This window comes from Streptomyces griseorubiginosus, assembly GCF_001514195.1.
Classification (GTDB): domain Bacteria; phylum Actinomycetota; class Actinomycetes; order Streptomycetales; family Streptomycetaceae; genus Streptomyces; species Streptomyces griseorubiginosus.
In genome coordinates, this window is sequence record NZ_KQ948734.1 from 809,969 (window position 1) to 827,232 (window position 17,264).

The 17,264-nt window shown below is 72.6% G+C and carries 9 protein-coding genes; 6 read left to right on the forward strand and 3 right to left on the reverse strand.

The window, feature by feature from the left end:
• Nucleotides 1-117 precede the first annotated feature (117 nt).
• From AQJ54_RS03630 to moeZ, 3 genes are all read left to right on the forward strand, one after another.
• The gene (locus tag AQJ54_RS03630; RefSeq protein ID WP_030320602.1) at nucleotides 118-1,077 is read left to right on the forward strand and encodes an NAD-dependent epimerase/dehydratase family protein; all 960 of its coding nucleotides are present in this window, start codon (nucleotides 118-120) and stop codon (nucleotides 1,075-1,077) included.
• Nucleotides 1,065-1,814, forward strand: coding sequence for a spherulation-specific family 4 protein (locus tag AQJ54_RS03635; RefSeq protein ID WP_020136729.1), 750 nt, complete (start codon nucleotides 1,065-1,067; stop codon nucleotides 1,812-1,814). Before AQJ54_RS03630 ends, AQJ54_RS03635 begins: the two co-directional genes overlap by 13 nt.
• A gap of 63 nt (nucleotides 1,815-1,877) precedes the next feature.
• On the forward strand, nucleotides 1,878-3,056 hold the full coding sequence (moeZ, locus tag AQJ54_RS03640; protein ID WP_062024032.1) for an adenylyltransferase/sulfurtransferase MoeZ: 1,179 nt from the start codon (nucleotides 1,878-1,880) through the stop codon (nucleotides 3,054-3,056).
• Between the two features lie 71 nt (nucleotides 3,057-3,127).
• Here moeZ and AQJ54_RS03645 read toward each other — a convergent pair whose 3' ends face one another.
• From AQJ54_RS03645 to AQJ54_RS03655, 3 genes are all read right to left on the reverse strand, one after another.
• A complete protein-coding gene (locus AQJ54_RS03645; RefSeq protein WP_062233827.1) occupies nucleotides 3,128-4,687 on the reverse strand; it encodes an alpha/beta hydrolase in 1,560 nt (519 codons plus the stop codon).
• A 146-nt stretch (nucleotides 4,688-4,833) separates the two neighbouring features.
• Nucleotides 4,834-6,378 carry an alpha/beta hydrolase gene (locus AQJ54_RS03650; protein WP_062024035.1) on the reverse strand — a complete coding sequence of 515 codons (1,545 nt, stop codon included), beginning with the start codon at nucleotides 6,376-6,378 and terminating at the stop codon, nucleotides 4,834-4,836.
• Nucleotides 6,379-6,447: 69 nt separating this feature from the next.
• Nucleotides 6,448-9,195 (reverse strand): lysylphosphatidylglycerol synthase domain-containing protein, encoded by a 2,748-nt coding sequence (locus AQJ54_RS03655; RefSeq protein WP_062233831.1) that lies wholly within the window; start codon nucleotides 9,193-9,195, stop codon nucleotides 6,448-6,450.
• Nucleotides 9,196-9,381: 186 nt separating this feature from the next.
• Between AQJ54_RS03655 and AQJ54_RS03660 the strand changes: the two genes are divergently transcribed.
• The 3 genes from AQJ54_RS03660 to AQJ54_RS03670 all read left to right on the forward strand — a co-directional run bounded on the left by AQJ54_RS03660 (nucleotide 9,382) and on the right by AQJ54_RS03670 (nucleotide 17,260).
• A complete protein-coding gene (locus AQJ54_RS03660) occupies nucleotides 9,382-9,768 on the forward strand; it encodes an MGMT family protein (protein ID WP_062024037.1) in 387 nt (128 codons plus the stop codon).
• A gap of 266 nt (nucleotides 9,769-10,034) precedes the next feature.
• A complete protein-coding gene (locus AQJ54_RS03665) occupies nucleotides 10,035-13,550 on the forward strand; it encodes an ATP-dependent helicase (RefSeq protein ID WP_079069727.1) in 3,516 nt (1,171 codons plus the stop codon).
• Between the two features lie 110 nt (nucleotides 13,551-13,660).
• The gene (locus tag AQJ54_RS03670) at nucleotides 13,661-17,260 is read left to right on the forward strand and encodes an ATP-dependent helicase (protein WP_062233837.1); all 3,600 of its coding nucleotides are present in this window, start codon (nucleotides 13,661-13,663) and stop codon (nucleotides 17,258-17,260) included.
• Nucleotides 17,261-17,264: the final 4 nt, after the last annotated feature.

The window sequence follows — 17,264 nt, forward strand, 5'->3', positions numbered from 1 at the left end:
ACCACGCCCCCGGCCCCACCGCCGGAAGCACTACGCAAGCACCACGCAAGCCCCTCCCGAAGGAGAACCCGCAATGACCACCTCCCGACCCGCCCCCAAGGCCCCGGGAGCAGCCCGATGAGAGTCCTGCTGATCGGAGCCAACGGCTACCTCGGCCGCTTCGTCGCCGACCGTCTGCTCGCCGACCCCGCCGTCCAGCTCACCGCCCTCGGCCGGGGCGACGACGCCGACGTCCGCTTCGACCTCGCGTCCGGCAGCCCCGGCGCCCTCACCCGCTTCCTCGACGCGGTCCACCCGGGCGTCGTCGTCAACTGCGCCGGCGCCACCCGCGGCGGTGCCCGCGAACTCACCCGCCACAACACGGTCGCCGTCGCCACCGTCTGCGAGGCCCTGCGCCGCAGCGGCTGCGGGGCCCGGCTGGTGCAGATCGGCTGCGGCGCGGAGTACGGCCCCAGCCAGCCCGGCTCCTCGACAGCCGAGGACGCCGTCCCGCGCCCCGGCGGCCCGTACGGCGTCAGCAAGCTCGCCGCCACCGAACTGGTCCTGGGCTCCGGCCTGGACGCGGTCGTCCTGCGCGTCTTCTCCCCGGCCGGCCCCGGCACCCCCGCCGGCTCCCCGCTCGGCCGGCTCGCCGAGGCCATGCGCCGGGCCATGCAGTCCGGCGACGGCGAGCTGAAGCTCGGCGGCCTCGGTGCCCAGCGTGACTTCGTCGACGTCCGCGACGTGGCCCGCGCCGTCCACGCCGCCTCGCTCTCCGCCGCACAGGGCGTCATCAACATCGGCTCGGGCCGCGCGGTCCGCCTCCGGGACGCCGCCGCGGTGCTCGCCCGGGTCGCCGGATACGGCGGCGCCCTCCACGAACTCGACGGTCCTCCCGGCCCGTTGAGGGCATCCATCGGCCACCCCCGCTCCGAGTCCGACCACGCGGCCCCGGTCGCGTACCCGTACCCGGACGGCTGCGGCAGCTGGCAGCAGGCCGATGTGCGCACCGCACGCGACCGGCTCGGCTGGCGCCCCCGGATCAACCTCGAAGAGTCCCTCGCCGACATCTGGATGGAGGCGGCATGCCGCATCTGACCAGCACGAAGAGCAGTACGCCGAGCACCGAACTCCATACCGGCCTCGGTGTCCCCGGGTTCGCCCACCCCCTGGTCGCTCCCGCCGAATGGGCCGAACTCACCCGCCCGGGCACCCCGCTGCACTGGACCGTTCTCAACATCGCCGACGGTCCCGGCGCCCGACCCGACCCGCACTGCCTCGAAGCGGCGGGCCGGCTGCGCAACGCGGGCGTCCGCGTCCTCGGCCATCTCGACACCACGTACGGGGCCCGGACCTTCGGCGAGCTGATCTCCGAAGGGCAGCGTTACCTCGACTGGTACCAGGTCGACGGCTTCCTCCTGGACCGCTGCCCGACCGGCCGGGCGGCGCTCCCGGAGATCCGACGTGCCGTCACCACGCTCCGGGCGCTCCGTGACGACGCTCACATCGTCTTCGGGCACGGCACCCACCCCTATCCCGGGTACGCCGAGAACGCCGACCAGTTGATCACCTTCTCCGGCCCCTGGAGCGACTACCGCTGGTCGCAGGTGGCCGAGTGGACCGCCGACTACCCGCCCGAGACCTTCTGCCACCTGGTCCACGGACTGCCGGGGCCGCATCTCGAGGAGGCCCTGCGGATCGCCCGCTGGCAGGGAGCGTCCACCATCTGGTTCACCGACCGCACGGACCGCGGCGGTCGCGTCGACCCCTGGGAGACCATGCCCGGCTACTGGGACGAAATCGTCTCGCGGATCGGAACGGGTGTCTCGGAATGAAGAAGCCCATGGCAGTGTTACGGGGAGAACAACTGTAGTGATTGACCGACCAACGGAGTCCCCGTGTCGCTGCCACCCCTGGTCGAGCCGGCTGCCGAGCTCACCGTAGACGAGGTCCGCAGGTACTCCCGCCACCTGATCATCCCCGACGTAGGGATGGACGGGCAGAAGCGGCTGAAGAACGCCAAGGTGCTCTGTGTGGGCGCCGGCGGCCTGGGCTCGCCGGCGCTGATGTACCTGGCCGCGGCGGGCGTCGGCACGCTCGGCATCGTGGAGTTCGACGAGGTCGACGAGTCGAACCTCCAGCGGCAGATCATCCACAGCCAGGCCGACATCGGTCGTTCCAAGGCCGAGTCCGCCCGTGACTCCGTCCTCGGCATCAACCCGTACGTGAACGTGGTCCTTCACGAGGAGCGGCTCGAGGCCGACAACGTGATGGACATCTTCAGCCAGTACGACCTGATCGTCGACGGCACCGACAACTTCGCGACCCGCTACCTGGTCAACGACGCGTGCGTGCTGCTCAACAAGCCCTACGTGTGGGGCTCGATCTACCGCTTCGACGGCCAGGCCTCGGTGTTCTGGTCCGAGCACGGCCCCTGCTACCGCTGCCTCTACCCGGAGCCCCCGCCCCCCGGTATGGTCCCCTCCTGCGCCGAGGGCGGCGTGCTGGGCGTGCTGTGCGCGTCCATCGGCTCCATCCAGGTCACCGAGGCCATCAAGGTCCTCACCGGCACCGGTGAACCCCTCGTGGGCCGCCTGATGATCTACGACGCCCTGGAGATGCAGTACCGCCAGGTCAAGGTCCGCAAGGACCCGAACTGCGCGGTCTGCGGCGAGAACCCGACCGTCACCGAGCTCATCGACTACGAGGCCTTCTGCGGCGTCGTCTCCGAGGAGGCCCAGGAGGCGGCCGCCGGCTCGACGATCACTCCCAAGCAGCTCAAGGAGTGGATCGACGACGGCGAGAACATCGAGATCATCGACGTCCGCGAGATCAACGAGTACGAGATCGTCTCCATCCCGGGCGCCAAGCTGATCCCGAAGAACGAGTTCCTCATGGGCACCGCCCTCGAGAGCCTTCCGCAGGACAAGAAGATCGTCCTGCACTGCAAGACGGGTGTCCGCAGTGCGGAAGTCCTCGCGGTCCTGAAGTCCGCGGGCTTCTCCGACGCGGTCCACGTCGGCGGTGGCGTGATCGGCTGGGTCAACCAGATCGAGCCGGACAAGCCGGTCTACTAGGCCCAGGCCTGCACCCAGGCCCACGCCTTCCGGGAAGGGGCTCGGCACCACGTGTGCCGGGCCCCTTTCCGTCACCGGCCCTGGGCGCAGACCTTGCCGTCCTTCGGCACCGTGCCCTTGAGCAGGTACGCGTTCACCGTGGAGTCCACGCAGTCGCTCCCGTTTCCGTACGCCGTGTGCCCCTGGCCCTCCCAGGTGAGCTCCACCCCGACCCCCTTGCCGAGCTCGTCCGCCATCTTGCGGGCGCCCTCGTACGGCGTCGCCGGATCGCCCGTGTTGCCGACCACCAGCACCGGCGCCGCACCCGGCGCGCTCACCTCCGGTGTCGCGAACTGCCCGGCCACCGGCCAGTCGTGGCACCAGCCGGCCGCGTCCCAGCCGAGGAAGGGGCCGAACACCGGCGAGATCCTCTCGAACTCCGGCAGCAGTCCCTTCGCCTGCGCGAGCGTGGGCCGCTGCCTGTCGTCCAAGCACGATATGACCCGTTGGGACTGCGGAAGCAGGCCGTAGTGCCCTGACGGATCCCGCTCGTTGTAGCCGTCGGCGAGCGCCAGCAGTTCGGAGCCGTCGCCCTGTTCCGCCGTCCGGAGAGCGCTGGTCAGTGAGGGCCAGCTGTCCTGGCGGTACAGCGGATAGACGATCCCGGTGAACGCGAGCACCTGGGTCAGCTTCCGCCCCGAGAAGGTGGGCAGCGGTTTCGCGTCGATCCGCTCCAGCAGGTCCGCGATCCTCCGGGTGCCCCGCGCGGGATCCTGCCCGGTGGACTTCAGGTAGTTGTCGAGCGCGCGCTGGAAACCCCGGGCCTGGTTCTTCCGGTGGCCCACCGCGTCGGCGCTCGGGTCGACGGCCGCGTCGAGCACCAGCCGCCCCACCCTGTGCGGGAACAGGTGGGCGTAGACACCGCCGAGCTGGGTGCCGTACGAGATGCCGAAGTAGTACAGCCTGTCGTCGCCCAGGACCTGCCGCATCAGGTCCATGTCGCGCGCGGTGTCCGTGGTCGAGACGTGGGCCAGCAGCTTGCCCGCGTCCTTCTCGCAGCCCCGCGCGAAGTCGGTGGCGTCCTGGAGGTAGGCCCGTTCCTCGGCCGGGGTGTCCGGGGTGGCGTCCACGGACTCGGCGGCCTGGACCTCCTTGTCGCCGCGGCAGCGGACTCCCTCGCTGGCGCCGACCCCGCGCGGGTCCCAGCTCACCAGGTCGTACCGCTCGCGCAGGAGGGAGGCGGTGGCGGCGTAGGCGGGCAGCGTGCCCACGCCGGTGAGGCCGGGGCCGCCGAAGTCGAAGAGGAGCGAGCCGATGCGGTCGCCGCCGCGGGCCTTGGTGCGGATCAGCGCGAGGTCGATCGTCTCGCCGTCCGGCTTCGACCAGTCCAGGGGCGTCTTCAGCGTCGCGCACCGCCAGTCGTTGCCGGGCGGCGAGAAGTCCCCGGTGGCCTTGCAGCGCCGCCAGTCGAGCTGCTGCGAGGTCAGGGAGGCGGGCAGTGCCTTCGCGTCCCTCGTGGCGGGCCCCGCGCCACCGGATCGCTCGACCCCTTCCCCGCCGCCGGACGGGCCGCCGGACGAGCCACCGGAGCAGCCCGTCGCCAGCAGCGCGGCCGCGGCGGCCACCCCCGCCCACCGTGCGAAACGCCCCATCACAGTCCCCCTCCCAAGCCGTCCGTGCCGATCCACGAACGTCGGTCCGGCCATGGTAGGCCGAGCACGTGGAGCCCGTCAGAGCCTGTGGATAACCCTGTGACCTGGGGATTCGTCGCCGAAATGAGCTACGGACAGGCCGAGAGCTAAGAACAGACGGTGCCTGCAGCCGGCACCCTTCCGTTCAGGAGATAGCCGTCCACCGCCTTCTGCACACAGCTGTTCTTGCTGCCGTAGGCCCCGTGCCCCTGGCCCTTGTACGTCAGCTCGACGCCCACGCCCGGGCCGAGCGCCTCCACCATCTTCCGGGCGCCCTCGTAGGGGGTGGCCGGATCGCCCGTGTTCCCCACCACGAGGATCGGGGCGGAGCCGGCGGCGCTCACGTCGGGATGGTCGGCGGCGCCCGGCACCGCCCAGTCGGTGCAGCTCACCATGGACCAGGCCAGGAAGTCCCCGAACAGCGGGGAGGCGGCGCGGAACGCGGGCAGTCTCCGTTCGACGTCGGCCGCGGTGTACCGGGGTTTGTCGTCGGCGCAGTTGATGGCGATGTTGGCCGCGGTGATGTTGCTGTACTCGCCGTTCTCGCTGCGCCCGTTCAGCGAGTCGGAGAGCAGCATCAGGACCCTGCCGTCTCCGTCGTACGCCTGTTGAAGGCCCTCGACGAGGTACTCCCAGAAGTCCTTCGAGTAGAGCGCCTGCGCGATGCCGTTGGTCGCGGCGGTCTGCGTCAGCAGCCGTTGGCCGATTCCCGGGATGGGCTTGCGGTCGAGGTCCGCGAGGAGCTTGGCGATACGGTCCTTGACGTCCTGGGCGGTGTCGCCGACCGGGCAGTCCTCGGTCTTGGAGGTGCAGTCCTCGGCGAAGTTGTCCAGCGCGAGCTGGAAGCCCTCGGCCTGCCCGAGCGAACCCTGCTCGCTGTTCTGCGTCGGGTCGACGACCGCGTCGAAGACGGCCCGCCCCACGTGCTCGGGGAACAGGTGGGCGTAGACGCCGCCGAGTTCGGTGCCGTACGAGATGCCGAAGTAGTACAGCTTGTCGTCGCCGAGGACCTGGCGCATCAGGTCCATGTCGCGGGCCGCGTCGGTGGTGCGCACGTGCGGCAGCATCTTCTTGGAGTTGTCCTCGCAGGCCGCGTTGAACTCCTTGGTGTTGTTCAGCAGCGCGGTGCGCTCGGCCGAGTCGTCCGGCGTCCAGTCCTGCTCGAAGTAGTAGTCGAGCTGGGGGTCGTTCAGGCACTCCACGGGGGCACTGCGGCCGACGCCGCGGGGGTCGAAGCTCACCAGGTCGTAGCGGGTGCGCAGCTTGGCGTATTCCGTGCCGAAGGCGGGCAGGGTGGTGACGCCGGAGCCGCCGGGGCCGCCGAAGTTGAAGACGAGCGAGCCGATGCGCCTGTCCTTCGGCCCACTGGTCTTGGCCCGGATCAGCGCGAGGTCGATCGTGTCGCCCTTGGGCTTCGCCCAGTCGCGGGGGGCCTTGAGGGTGGCGCACTGCCATTCGGCGCCGCCCGGCAGCGGAGAGGGGGCCTCACCACCGCCCTCGGCCCGGGACGGGGCCTGGCAGTCCTTCCAGCTCAGCTTCTGGGCCGGCAGGTCCTCGTCGTGCGAGTCGCCGCCGCAGCCCGCCAGCGTGCAGGACAGCAGCAGGGCGGTGGCGGTCAGGGCGGCGACACGCGGGCGAGGGGGGTTCGGCATGACCCCATCCTGCGCTCGCGCGCGCGGGTGCGCTCGGGGCAGGCGCCGGAAGGGGTACGTCCTACCGCCTCACAGGGCGCCCTTGCGGGACAGGTGGTTGAAGGCCAGCCAGCCCGGCAGCACCGGCAGCCAGAGCGTCAGCAGACGGAACAGCAGGACGGCGGGCGCGGCGACCTCCTTGGGCAGCCCCACGGCGATCAGACCGACCGTCAGGGTCGCCTCGACGGCGCCCACACCGCCCGGCGTCGGGGCGGCCGAGCCGAGCGCGTTGCCGGCGAGGAAGACGACCGCGACGCTGGCGATGCTCAGCGAGGTGCCCTCCTGGCCGAAGGCGCGGATCGAGGCGTCCAGGCACATCACGAAGCAGGCCGTCAGCAGCAGCATGCCGCCGATGCCGGTGACCAGCTTCTGCGGTCGCTGGAGCACGTCCAGCATGCGCGGCACGACACCCGCGAACAGCGACCTCACGCGCGTGACGACGAACTTCCTGAGGAACGGCACCGAGGTGACCACGAGCACCAGCACCGCGACGGTCAGGAGACCCGCGATGACCGTCCGGGACGGCGACAGCGACGGCGTCTTCTCGGTGCCGGTCAGATAGCCGAAGGACAGCAGCATCAGGATGTGGCAGCCGAGCCCGAAGAGCTGCGAGGCGCCGACGCTCGCGACCGCGAGCCCGGGCCGTACGCCCTGGCGTTGCAGGAAGCGCGTGTTGAGCGCGACACCGCCCACCGCGGCCGGTGCGACGATCTTCACGAACGACCCGGCGACCTGGGCAGCGACCGTCCGCAGGAAGCCCACGCGTTCGGGCACGAACCCCAGCAGGGCCATGGCCGCGGCGAAGTAGCTGCACGCCGAGAACAGCACGGCCGCGGCGACCCAGCCCCACTCGGCGTTCTCGATGAGCGGCCCGAACTCGATGTGGGTGAGCTGCGTCAGCAGGAAGTACGCGCCGATGGCGCCCGCGAAGACGCTGATGAGGGTGCGCGGCTTGACCCGTTCCAGCCGGGCCGGCTCCACCGGTGCCTGCGGCCTGATGAGCAGGACCTGGTTGCGGATCTGGCTCAGCAGATCCTCCTCGCGGGCCTCCTCCAGGGCCTCGTCGATGGCCCGCTTCTCGGCCCGCGCCTCCGCGCGTTCGGCCTTCTTGTCGGGCTTGTCGAGTACGGGCCCGGCGTCCTGCGCCGCCTCGTCCAGCCGGGCCTGCTTGGCCAGCCGGGAGGCCTCCAGGACCGCCTCGCGCTCGCGCTGGGCGCGCTCCCGGGCGAGTCTGCGCAGCGTCGCGCGCGTGGAGCGCGTCAGCGCGATGGGCTGGAGCATCGGCAGGCAGTCGGCGACGGCGTCGGGGCCGAGGATCTCGACTCCGGAGGCGACCGCGCGTTCCGCGCCGGCGAGCAGCCCCAGGGTCGTCACCAACTGGGCGACGTCCATGCGCAGCAGCAGGGTGCTGGCCGCGATCTCGCCGCCGCGCAGATCGGTGAGGATCACCGAGCCGGAACGATCCACCAAGATCGCGTCTCCGGCGAGCCTGCGGTGCGCGATGCGCCGTGACTGCAACGCCTGCACCTGGCGCCAGGTGTTGCGCAGCAGTTCGTCGGTGATCTCGTCCTCGGACAGCGATTCGAGCGTGCGGCCGCCGGTGTGCTCGTAGACGAGCATCACGGCGTCGGGGCCGAGTTCGGAGGTGGCGATCAGCTTGGGCGCGTTGGCGCCGGCCGCGATGGCGGCGTACGCGAGCAGGGCCTCCTGCTCCAGTGCCTGGCGCAGCGACTGGAGGCTGCTGCGGGTGGCGAAGCCGCGCAGCGTGAGATTGCGCCACACCCGGTAGAAGAAGCCCTGTGCCTGCTGCTCGCGGTCGACCACGGTGACGTCCAGGGGCGGCCCGTCCTCCAGGGTGACGAAGTAGCGCCGGCCGCGGTCGCCGTTCTCCGCGGTCTCCGGGGTCTCCTCGCGGGCCGCGCCGGCCGGGTGGAAGCCGACGGTCCGCAGGCCCGCCATCAGCGTCTGTCCGGTCGGCCGGACATTGGGCGAGCCGACCGCGTACAGCGTGCCGTAGGCGACCGTCCAGCCGATCAGCACGGTCAGGATGATCGAGAAGGGGGTGGTGTAGCCGGTGACGAGCATGGAGAACGCGTCGAGCGTCAGCACCATCCACAGCACCGCCCGCCAGCGCGGCCTGCGGGACATGCCGACGGCCGTCATATAGGCGATGACGGGCGCCAGATAGCCGTGCACGGGGTCGGTGAGGGCGTGGATGTCGCCGGGGGAGGGCTGGGTGAGCGCTTCCTGGATGGAGTCCGGGGCGGCCTTGGCGACCCACAGGTCGGTGGCGAGCGTCACACCGTGGGCGAGGACCGCGGCGAGCACACCGTCGGCGATCCGCAGCCCGTCGCGTTTGATCAGCCGTTCGATCGCGAACGCGACCGGGACCAGGAGGATCGCGATGCTGGAGGCGAGTCCGGCGATCTTGATGAGCAGGTCGGGCGCCTGTCCGGTGCCCTTGTTGATGTCCTGTTCTAGGCCCGAGGTGGTGCCGTGCGCGAACGCGGCGATCGCGAGCAGGACCACGACGGCCAGCACGCCGACCAGCAGTCGCATGAGGTCGGAGGGCCGGTGCACGCGCGCGGGGAGCAGGGGCTCGTCGCCCTCGACCTCTTCGGCGTGTGTCTCCTCGGCCTCTTCGGAGTGCGTCTCCTCGGCTGCGACGTCGGCGTCCGTGCCGGGAGCCCGGCCGTCGTCTCCCTCGGCGGCGTCAGGGCGCGACGAGGCGGCAGAGGTGCTCTCGGCGTCCTCCGGGTGCACACCCTGTGGCTTCATCGTCTCTTCTTGATCTCGTATCACCAGTCACCGCCCGCACGATGGTGGCATGCCCCACCGACACACGGGGGTGTCAGGGTGCACATGCGGGGGCGCACAGTCTGCCCGAAGCGCCCTTTCCGGGCGAGGGATACGCACCGTCGCGAGCCCGTCACATTGTCGGTGGGGTGGGGCAGGATGGGGCGGATGAGCGAGCAGAGCCTTCCTCGGGACGCCCACCCGGAGTACGCGGACACCCTGCCGGAGTACGCCGAGCGGGTCCTCGACGTCGCCGAACGCATCCCGCCCGGGCGCGTCATGACGTACGGCGACGTCGCCGAGTGGCTGGAGGAGGGCGGGCCGCGCCAGGTGGGCCGGGTCATGGCCCTGTACGGGTCGCCGGTGCCGTGGTGGCGTGTCGTCCGCGCGGACGGCGTGCTGCTGCCCGGGCACGAGCTGGAGGCGCTGAACCGCTACCGCGCGGAGGGCACGCCCCTGAAGGAGGCGAGCAGGGCCGCCGAGGGCCATCTCCCGCGACTCGACATGAGACGGGCGCGCTGGGACGGCGACGATCGCGCGGAGGGTCACACCTGACAGCTTCCGCCATCCGGCCGCCCCGGGGACACCCCGCGACCCGTACGGGGGAATCGGGGCATGTCCGAGGCATGGCGTACGTTCGTGAGGCGAGGGACGCACGTGGCCGTGGTGTCGTGAGTGGTGCGAGGGAAGAAGGGGAAGCCCTGCTTCCGCTCCACTCGTCGGCGTAGCGTCGGCTGCACGCGTCCCCCTCACCCCCCGTCCACCGCCCTGCACGCGCGGCGGGCCGACCGACAGCACACCCACCAGGACCGGCGAACCACGTGAGCTCCTCTTTCTCCACCAGGCACCCGTCGCACGCCCAGGTGCGACAGGGGGCCCGTGGCGCTTACCGACTGGTTCGTACCCCGCCGGCCCGGGTGGATCCCCCTCATCTGGACGCCGCACAGCGCGCCGTGGTTGAGCACCGAAGCGGGCCTTTGCTCGTTCTTGCAGGTCCGGGCACGGGGAAGACCACGACCCTCGTCGAGTCGGTGGCCTCACGAATCGCCCGCGGAGGGGACCCCGCGCGCGTGCTCGTGCTGACGTTCAGCCGCAAGGCGGCCGTCGAGCTCCGCGACCGCATGGCGCTGCGCGTCGGAGCGGCCCGCGCCCCGCAGGCGACCACCTTCCACTCGTTCTGCTACGCCCTCGTCCGCGCCCACCAGGACAGCGACCTGTTCGTGGAACCGCTGCGGCTGCTGTCGGGTCCCGAACAGGACGTCACCGTGCGCGAGCTGCTCGCAGGCCAGCCGGACCTGGAGCGGCTCGGCCTCGCCCACGTGCGCTGGCCGGACGAACTGCGCGCCTGCCTGACCACCCGCGGCTTCGCCGACGAGGTCCGCGCGGTGCTCGCCCGCAGCCGCGAGCTGGGTCTCGGCCCCGGCGCCCTGGACGCCTTCGCCCGCCGCATCGGCCGCCCCGACTGGCGGGCCGCGGCCGCCTTCCTCGCCGAGTACCTCGACGTCCTCGACCTCCAGGGCGTCCTCGACTACGCCGAACTGGTCCACCGCGCGGTGCTCCTCGCCCGCCGCCCCGAGGTCGCCGAGCAGCTCGCCGCCCAGTACGACGCCGTGTTCGTCGACGAGTACCAGGACACCGACCCGGCCCAGGTACGGCTGCTCGACGCCCTCGCCGGCGGCGGCCGCACCCTCGTCGCCTTCGGCGACCCCGACCAGTCGATCTACGCCTTCCGCGGCGCCGACGTGAACGGCATCCTCGACTTCCCCTACGCCTTCCCGCGCGCGGACGGCCGACCGGCCCCCGTGGAGGTCCTACGCACCTCCCGCCGCTCCGGCGCCGCCCTGCTGGCCGCGACCCGGCTGGTGACCCAGCGCATGCCGCTGACCCGCCTGCCCGCGGAGAAGGTCCGCGCCCACCGGGAGCTCGCCCCGGTCCGCGAGGGCGGCCGCGTCGAGGTCTTCACTTACCCGACGCCGGGCACCGAACTGGACAACATCGCGGACATCCTGCGCCGCGCGCACCTGGAGGACGGCGTTCCCTGGGGCGAGATGGCGGTGCTGGTCCGCGCGGGCTCCCGCACGATCCCGACGGTCCGGCGCGCACTCACCGCCGCCGGGGTGCCGCTCGACATCGACGGCGACGACCTCGCGCTGCGGCACGAACCGGCGGTGGCACCGCTGCTGACGGCACTTCGGGCGGTGGCCACGGCGGAGACCGAGGGGAGCGCCGTACGGCACCAGGAGACAGCGCCTGAGGACGCCGCCGCCTCCGACGGGCAGGGCCCTTCCGAGGATGCCGGCGCTACCGACGGGCAGGGCGCTTCCGGGGATGCCGGCGCCTCCGACGAGCAAGGTGCCGCGGACGAGGCCGGCGCCTCCGACGAGCAAGGTGCCGACGAGGAACCGAGCGCTGCCGATCGGCAAGGTGCCGACGAAGCCCTGGCACCCGTCGCCTCCTGGCTCGACACCGAGACCGCGCTCACCCTCCTCACCTCCCCCCTCGCCGGGATGGACGCCGCCGACCTGCGCCGCCTCGGGCGGGCCCTGCGGGACGAGGAACGGGCCGGTGGGAACGCCCTTCCGCCGCCCTCGGACGAACTGCTCGCGCGCGCGCTCGCCGAGCCCGAGCGACTGGCCGCGCACGACCCCGCGTACGCGCGCGGGGCGCAGCGGCTCGGCGCGCTGCTCGGGAAGGCCCGGGCGCGCCTGGCGGGCGGCGGCAGTGCCGAGGAGGCGCTGTGGGACCTGTGGGACGGCACCCCGTGGCCCGGACGGCTGGAGCGGGCCGCCCGGCGCGGCGGCGCGGCGGGCCGCAACGCCGACCGTGATCTCGACGCCGTGTGCGCCCTCTTCGCGACGGCCGCGCGCGCGGAGGAGCGCACCGGTGGCCGGGGCGCCCTGAACTTCCTGGAGGAGATCGACGCCGAGGACATCGCCGCCGACACCCTCACCCGGCGCGCCGTACGCCCCGACGCCGTGCGCCTGATGACCGCGCACCGCTCCAAGGGCCTTCAGTGGCGCCTGGTCGTCGTCGCGGGCGTCCAGGAGGGCCTGTGGCCCGATCTGCGCCGCCGCGGCTCCCTCCTGGAGGCCGACCGCATCGGCCGCGACGGCCTCGCCGAACCGCTCACCCCGGGAGCCCTGCTCGCCGAGGAGCGCCGCCTGTTCTACGTCGCCGCCACGCGCGCGCGTGAGCGGCTGGTCGTCACCGCGGTGAAGGCACCGGCCGACGACGGCGACCAGCCCTCCCGCTTCCTGACCGAGCTCGGGGTCGAACCCAAGGACGTCACCGGACGCCCCCGCCGCCCCCTGTCGGTCTCCGCGCTCGTCGCCGAACTCCGCGCCACGACCGTCGACCCGCGGGTCTCGGACACCCTCAGGGAGGCCGCCGCGCGCCGCCTGGCCCGGCTCGCCGCCCTCGCCGACGACGACGGCCGCCCGCTCGTCCCCGCGGCCCACCCGTACCGCTGGTGGGGCATGTTCGAGCCGACCGAGTCCAAGGTGCCGCTGCGCAACCGCGACCAGCCCGTCGTGCTCTCCGGCAGCGCGCTGGACCAGCTCGCCAACACCTGCGCCCTCCAGTGGTTCCTGGGCCGTGAGGTGAAGGCCGACGCGCCCGCGACCGTCGCCCAGGGCTTCGGCAACGTCGTGCACGTCCTCGCCGACGAGGTCGCCTCCGGACGCACCCCCGCCGACCTCGACGTCCTCATGGAGCGCCTCGACTCCGTGTGGAACGCGCTCGCCTTCGACGCGCCCTGGAAGTCGGCGCAGGAGAAGGAGAACGCGCGCGTGGCGCTCGAACGCTTCCTGAAGTGGCACGTCGATTCCAACGGCGTCCGCACCGGACGCACCCCGGTGGCCAGCGAGCACGACTTCGACGTCACCCTGGAGGCGGGCGAGGTCGAGGTGCGCATCCGCGGCCAGATGGACCGCGTGGAGGCCGACGGCGAGGGACGCGCGTACGTCGTCGACTTCAAGACCGGCAAGCAGCCGGTGAGTTCGGCCGACGTGGAACGCCACCCCCAGCTCGCCGTCTACCAGCTCGCCGTGCGCGAGGGTGCCGTGGACGAGGCCTTCGACGGCGTACGGCCCGAACCGGGCGGCGCCGAACTCGTCCAGCTGCGCCAGGGCGCCCCCAAGCGCGACGGCGGCGAGACCCTGCCCAAGGTGCAGGCCCAGGAACCGCTGGAGGGGGAGTGGGTCGGCGACCTGCTCGCCACGGCCGCCGGCAAGGTCCTCGACGAACGGTTCACGCCGAGCGCGGGACAGCACTGCTCCCACTGCGCGTTCCGGGCCTCGTGCAGCGCGCAGCCGGAGGGACGGCACGTCGTGGAGTGAGCGGCGCGGTCGGTGTGATCAGTCGCACCCCACGTGCTGACCTGCGTTTCGTCCGTGCCCCGGGGGCGATTCGTCCTCCGTTGTCAGTGCGCGCCGCTAGCCTCTCCGACATGGCCGCCCGTATCACCGATCCCGATCAGCTCAAGGAGCTCCTCGGCATCCCGTTCACCCCGGAGCAGACGGCCTGCATCACCGCGCCCCCGGCCCCGCAGGTGATCGTGGCCGGTGCCGGCTCCGGCAAGACGACGGTGATGGCGGCCCGTGTGGTCTGGCTGGTCGGCACAGGCCAGGTCGCCCCCGAACAGGTCCTCGGCCTCACCTTCACCAACAAGGCCGCCGGAGAACTCGCCGAGCGCGTCCGCAAGGCACTCGTCAGGGCAGGCGTCACCGACCCCGACGTCATCGACCCGGACAACCCGCCCGGCGAGCCCGTGATCTCCACCTACCACGCCTTCGCGGGCCGCCTGCTGACCGACCACGGCCTGCGCATCGGCCTGGAGCCGACCTCCCGGCTGCTCGCCGACGCCACCCGCTACCAGCTCGCCGCGCGGGTGCTCCGAGAGGCCCCCGGCCCCTACCCGGCCCTGACCCGCTCGTTCGCCGACCTGGTCAGCGATCTCCTCACCCTCGACGCCGAACTCTCCGAGCACCTCGTCCGCCCCGAGCGGTTGCGGGCGTACGACGCCGAGCTGCTGCTGACCCTCCAGGGCGCCAAGCTCACCAACGACACCCTGCGCAAGGCCCCCGAGGCGGCCGCCGCCCGCCGTGAACTCGCCGACCTGGTCGTCCGTTACCGCGCCGCCAAACGCGAACGCGACCTGCTGGACTTCGGCGACCAGATCGCCCTGTCCGCCCGTCTCGCGGGCATCCCGGAGGTGGGCCGCCTCCTGCGCGAGGAGTTCAAGGTGGTGCTCCTCGACGAGTACCAGGACACCTCGGTCGCCCAACGCGTCCTGCTGGCAGGCCTGTTCGGCGGCGGCACCGGCCACCCCGTCACCGCCGTCGGCGACCCCTGCCAGGCCATCTACGGCTGGCGCGGCGCCTCCGTCGCCAACCTCGACGACTTCCCCGAGCACTTCGCCCACCCCGACGGCCGGCCTGCCACCCGCCAGGCACTCAGCGAGAACCGCCGCAGCGGCGGCCGTCTCCTCGACCTGGCCAACGGTCTCGCCGAGCCCCTGCGCGCCATGCACGCGGGCGTGGAGGCCCTCCGCCCGGCGCCCGGCGCCGAACGCGACGGCGTGGTGCGCTGCGCCCTCCTGCCCACCCACGCCGAGGAGATCGACTGGCTCGCCGACTCGATCGCCCATCTCGTACGGACCGGCAAGGAGCCCGGCGAGATCGCCGTCCTGTGCCGCACCGCGACCGACTTCGCCGAGATCCAGGGCGCCCTGGTCGAACGAGACGTGCCGGTGGAGGTGGTGGGACTCTCGGGCCTGCTGCACCTGCCCGAGGTCGCCGACCTCGTCGCCGTCTGCGAGGTCCTCCAGGACCCCGGCGCCAACGCCGCCCTGGTCCGGCTGCTGACCGGCCCGCGCTGGCGCATCGGCCCGCGCGACCTCGCCCTCCTCGGGCGGCGGGCCCGCCGTCTGGTGTCCTACGCGCGCGTGGACGCCGACGACGATCCCGACCGCCGGCTCGCCGAGGCCGTCGAGGGGGTCGACCCGGCCGAGGTGATATCGCTCGCCGACGCCCTGGAGACCTTCCTGGAGACGCCCCTCCACAGCGACGAGGACGACGACGGGCTGCCCTTCTCGCCGGACGCGCGCGTGCGGTTCGCCCGCCTCGCCGCCGAACTGCGCGACCTGCGCCGCTCGCTGGCCGACCCCCTCATGGACGTCCTGCACCGCGTCCTCGCCGTCACCGGCCTGGAGGTCGAACTGTCGGCGTCCCCGCACGCGCTGGCCGCCCGCCGCCGCGAGACCCTGTCCAACTTCCTCGACGTCGCCGCCTCCTTCGCGGCCGGTGACCAGGAGGCGACCCTGCTCGCCTTCCTCGGCTTCCTGCGCACCGCCGCCCAGTACGAGAAGGGCCTCGACAACGCCCTCCCGGGCGGCGAGAACACCGTCAAGGTGCTCACCGCGCACAAGTCCAAGGGCCTGGAGTGGGACGTCGTCGCCGTCCCCGGGCTGGTCACCGACACCTTCCCGAGCGCCAAGGGCCGCGAGAAGTGGACCGCGCAGAGCAAGGTGCTGCCGCACGCCCTGCGCGGCGACGCCGAGACCCTGCCCGACATCGCCTCCTGGGACGCACGCGGCATGAAGGCCTTCCACGAGGCCATGAAGGACCACCAGCACACCGAGGAACTCCGCCTCGGCTACGTCACCTTCACCCGCCCCCGCTCCCTGCTCCTCGGCTCCGGCCACTGGTGGGGCCCGACGCAGAAGAAGCCGCGGGGGCCGTCGGACTTCCTCCAGGACCTCCACGACCACTGCGCGGCCGGCCACGGCGAGATCGAGGCATGGGCCGACGAGCCGGCCGAGGACGAGGAGAACCCGGCGCTGCACAGCCGGACCGAGGACCAGGTCTGGCCCCTTCCCCTGGACGACAAGGCCCTGGCCCGCCGCCGGGCGGCCGCGCAGACGGTCCTGGACCACCTGGAGGAGCTCGCCGGGCTCGCCGACCACACGGACCCGCACCCCGCCGCCGTACACGACCCGGACACCTACGACGACCCGGACTGGCCCCCGCCGCCGGACGACGAAGAGGCACCCTACGAGGACGACGGGGTGCCGTACGACGAAGAGGCGCCCTACGACGATGTCGTCGAGCAGGACAGCCCGTCCGACTGGGACGCCTGGAGCACGGAGCGCCCGGCCGTCCCGCACCAGGCCACGGCTCCGGAAGCACCCCCGGCCCCGCACCGGCCCACGGCCCCGGAGACCCACCCGGCCCGACACCGGCCCACCCCGGAAGAACTCGGCGCGCCGGCCCGCCCTCACCCGCGGGAACGGGAGTCGCTCACCCCTGAGGAAGCCCGCACCATCGCCTCCTGGGACCGCGACCTCGACGCGCTCACCGGCGAGCTCCTGCGCGCGCGGGCCGCCGTGACCGACGTACCGCTGCCCGCGTCGCTCACCGCGTCCCAGGTGCTGCGCCTGGCCGCCGACCCGGACGGGCTTGCGCAGGAACTCGCGCGCCCCATGCCGCGCCCGCCACAACCCGCCGCACGTCAAGGCACCCGCTTCCACGCCTGGGTCGAGGCCCGCTTCGAGGCACTGACCCTGCCCATGCTGGAACCGGACGACCTCCCCGGCAGCGACGCCGAGATCGCCGACGAACGCGACCTGGAAACCCTCAAGGACGCCTTCGAGCGCAGCGAGTACGCCCACCGCACCCCCTACCGCGTCGAGACGCCCTTCCAGCTCGCCATCGCCGGACGGGTCGTCCGGGGCCGTATCGACGCCGTCTACCGGCAGACCGACGGGGAGACGACGACGTACGAGATCGTCGACTGGAAGACCAGCCGCACCCGCACCGCCGACCCGCTCCAGCTCGCCGTGTACCGGCTGGCCTGGGCCGAGCGGCAGGGAGTGCCTGTGGAATCGGTCACGGCGGCCTTCCTGTACGTCCGCACGGGAGAGGTCGTACGCCCCAGGAACCTTCCGGGCCGGGCCGCCCTGGAACGGCTCCTGACCCAGGAACCGGACGGTTCCGCGCCGGCGAACTGTGAGGAACCGCCCACCGAGGATGTCGGTGCGGGCCGATAGGCTC

Excerpts from the sequence above, each read along its gene's own strand:
- AQJ54_RS03650 (WP_062024035.1), bottom strand. The coding sequence starts at position 6,378 with ATGCCGAACCCCCCTCGCCCGCGTGTCGCCGCCCTGACCGCCACCGCC.
- AQJ54_RS03630 (WP_030320602.1), top strand. The coding sequence starts at position 118 with ATGAGAGTCCTGCTGATCGGAGCCAACGGCTACCTCGGCCGCTTCGTC.
- AQJ54_RS03645 (WP_062233827.1), bottom strand. The coding sequence starts at position 4,687 with ATGGGGCGTTTCGCACGGTGGGCGGGGGTGGCCGCCGCGGCCGCGCTG.
- AQJ54_RS03670 (WP_062233837.1), top strand. The coding sequence starts at position 13,661 with ATGGCCGCCCGTATCACCGATCCCGATCAGCTCAAGGAGCTCCTCGGC.
- AQJ54_RS03635 (WP_020136729.1), top strand. The coding sequence starts at position 1,065 with ATGCCGCATCTGACCAGCACGAAGAGCAGTACGCCGAGCACCGAACTC.
- AQJ54_RS03660 (WP_062024037.1), top strand. The coding sequence starts at position 9,382 with ATGAGCGAGCAGAGCCTTCCTCGGGACGCCCACCCGGAGTACGCGGAC.
- AQJ54_RS03655 (WP_062233831.1), bottom strand. The coding sequence starts at position 9,195 with ATGAAGCCACAGGGTGTGCACCCGGAGGACGCCGAGAGCACCTCTGCC.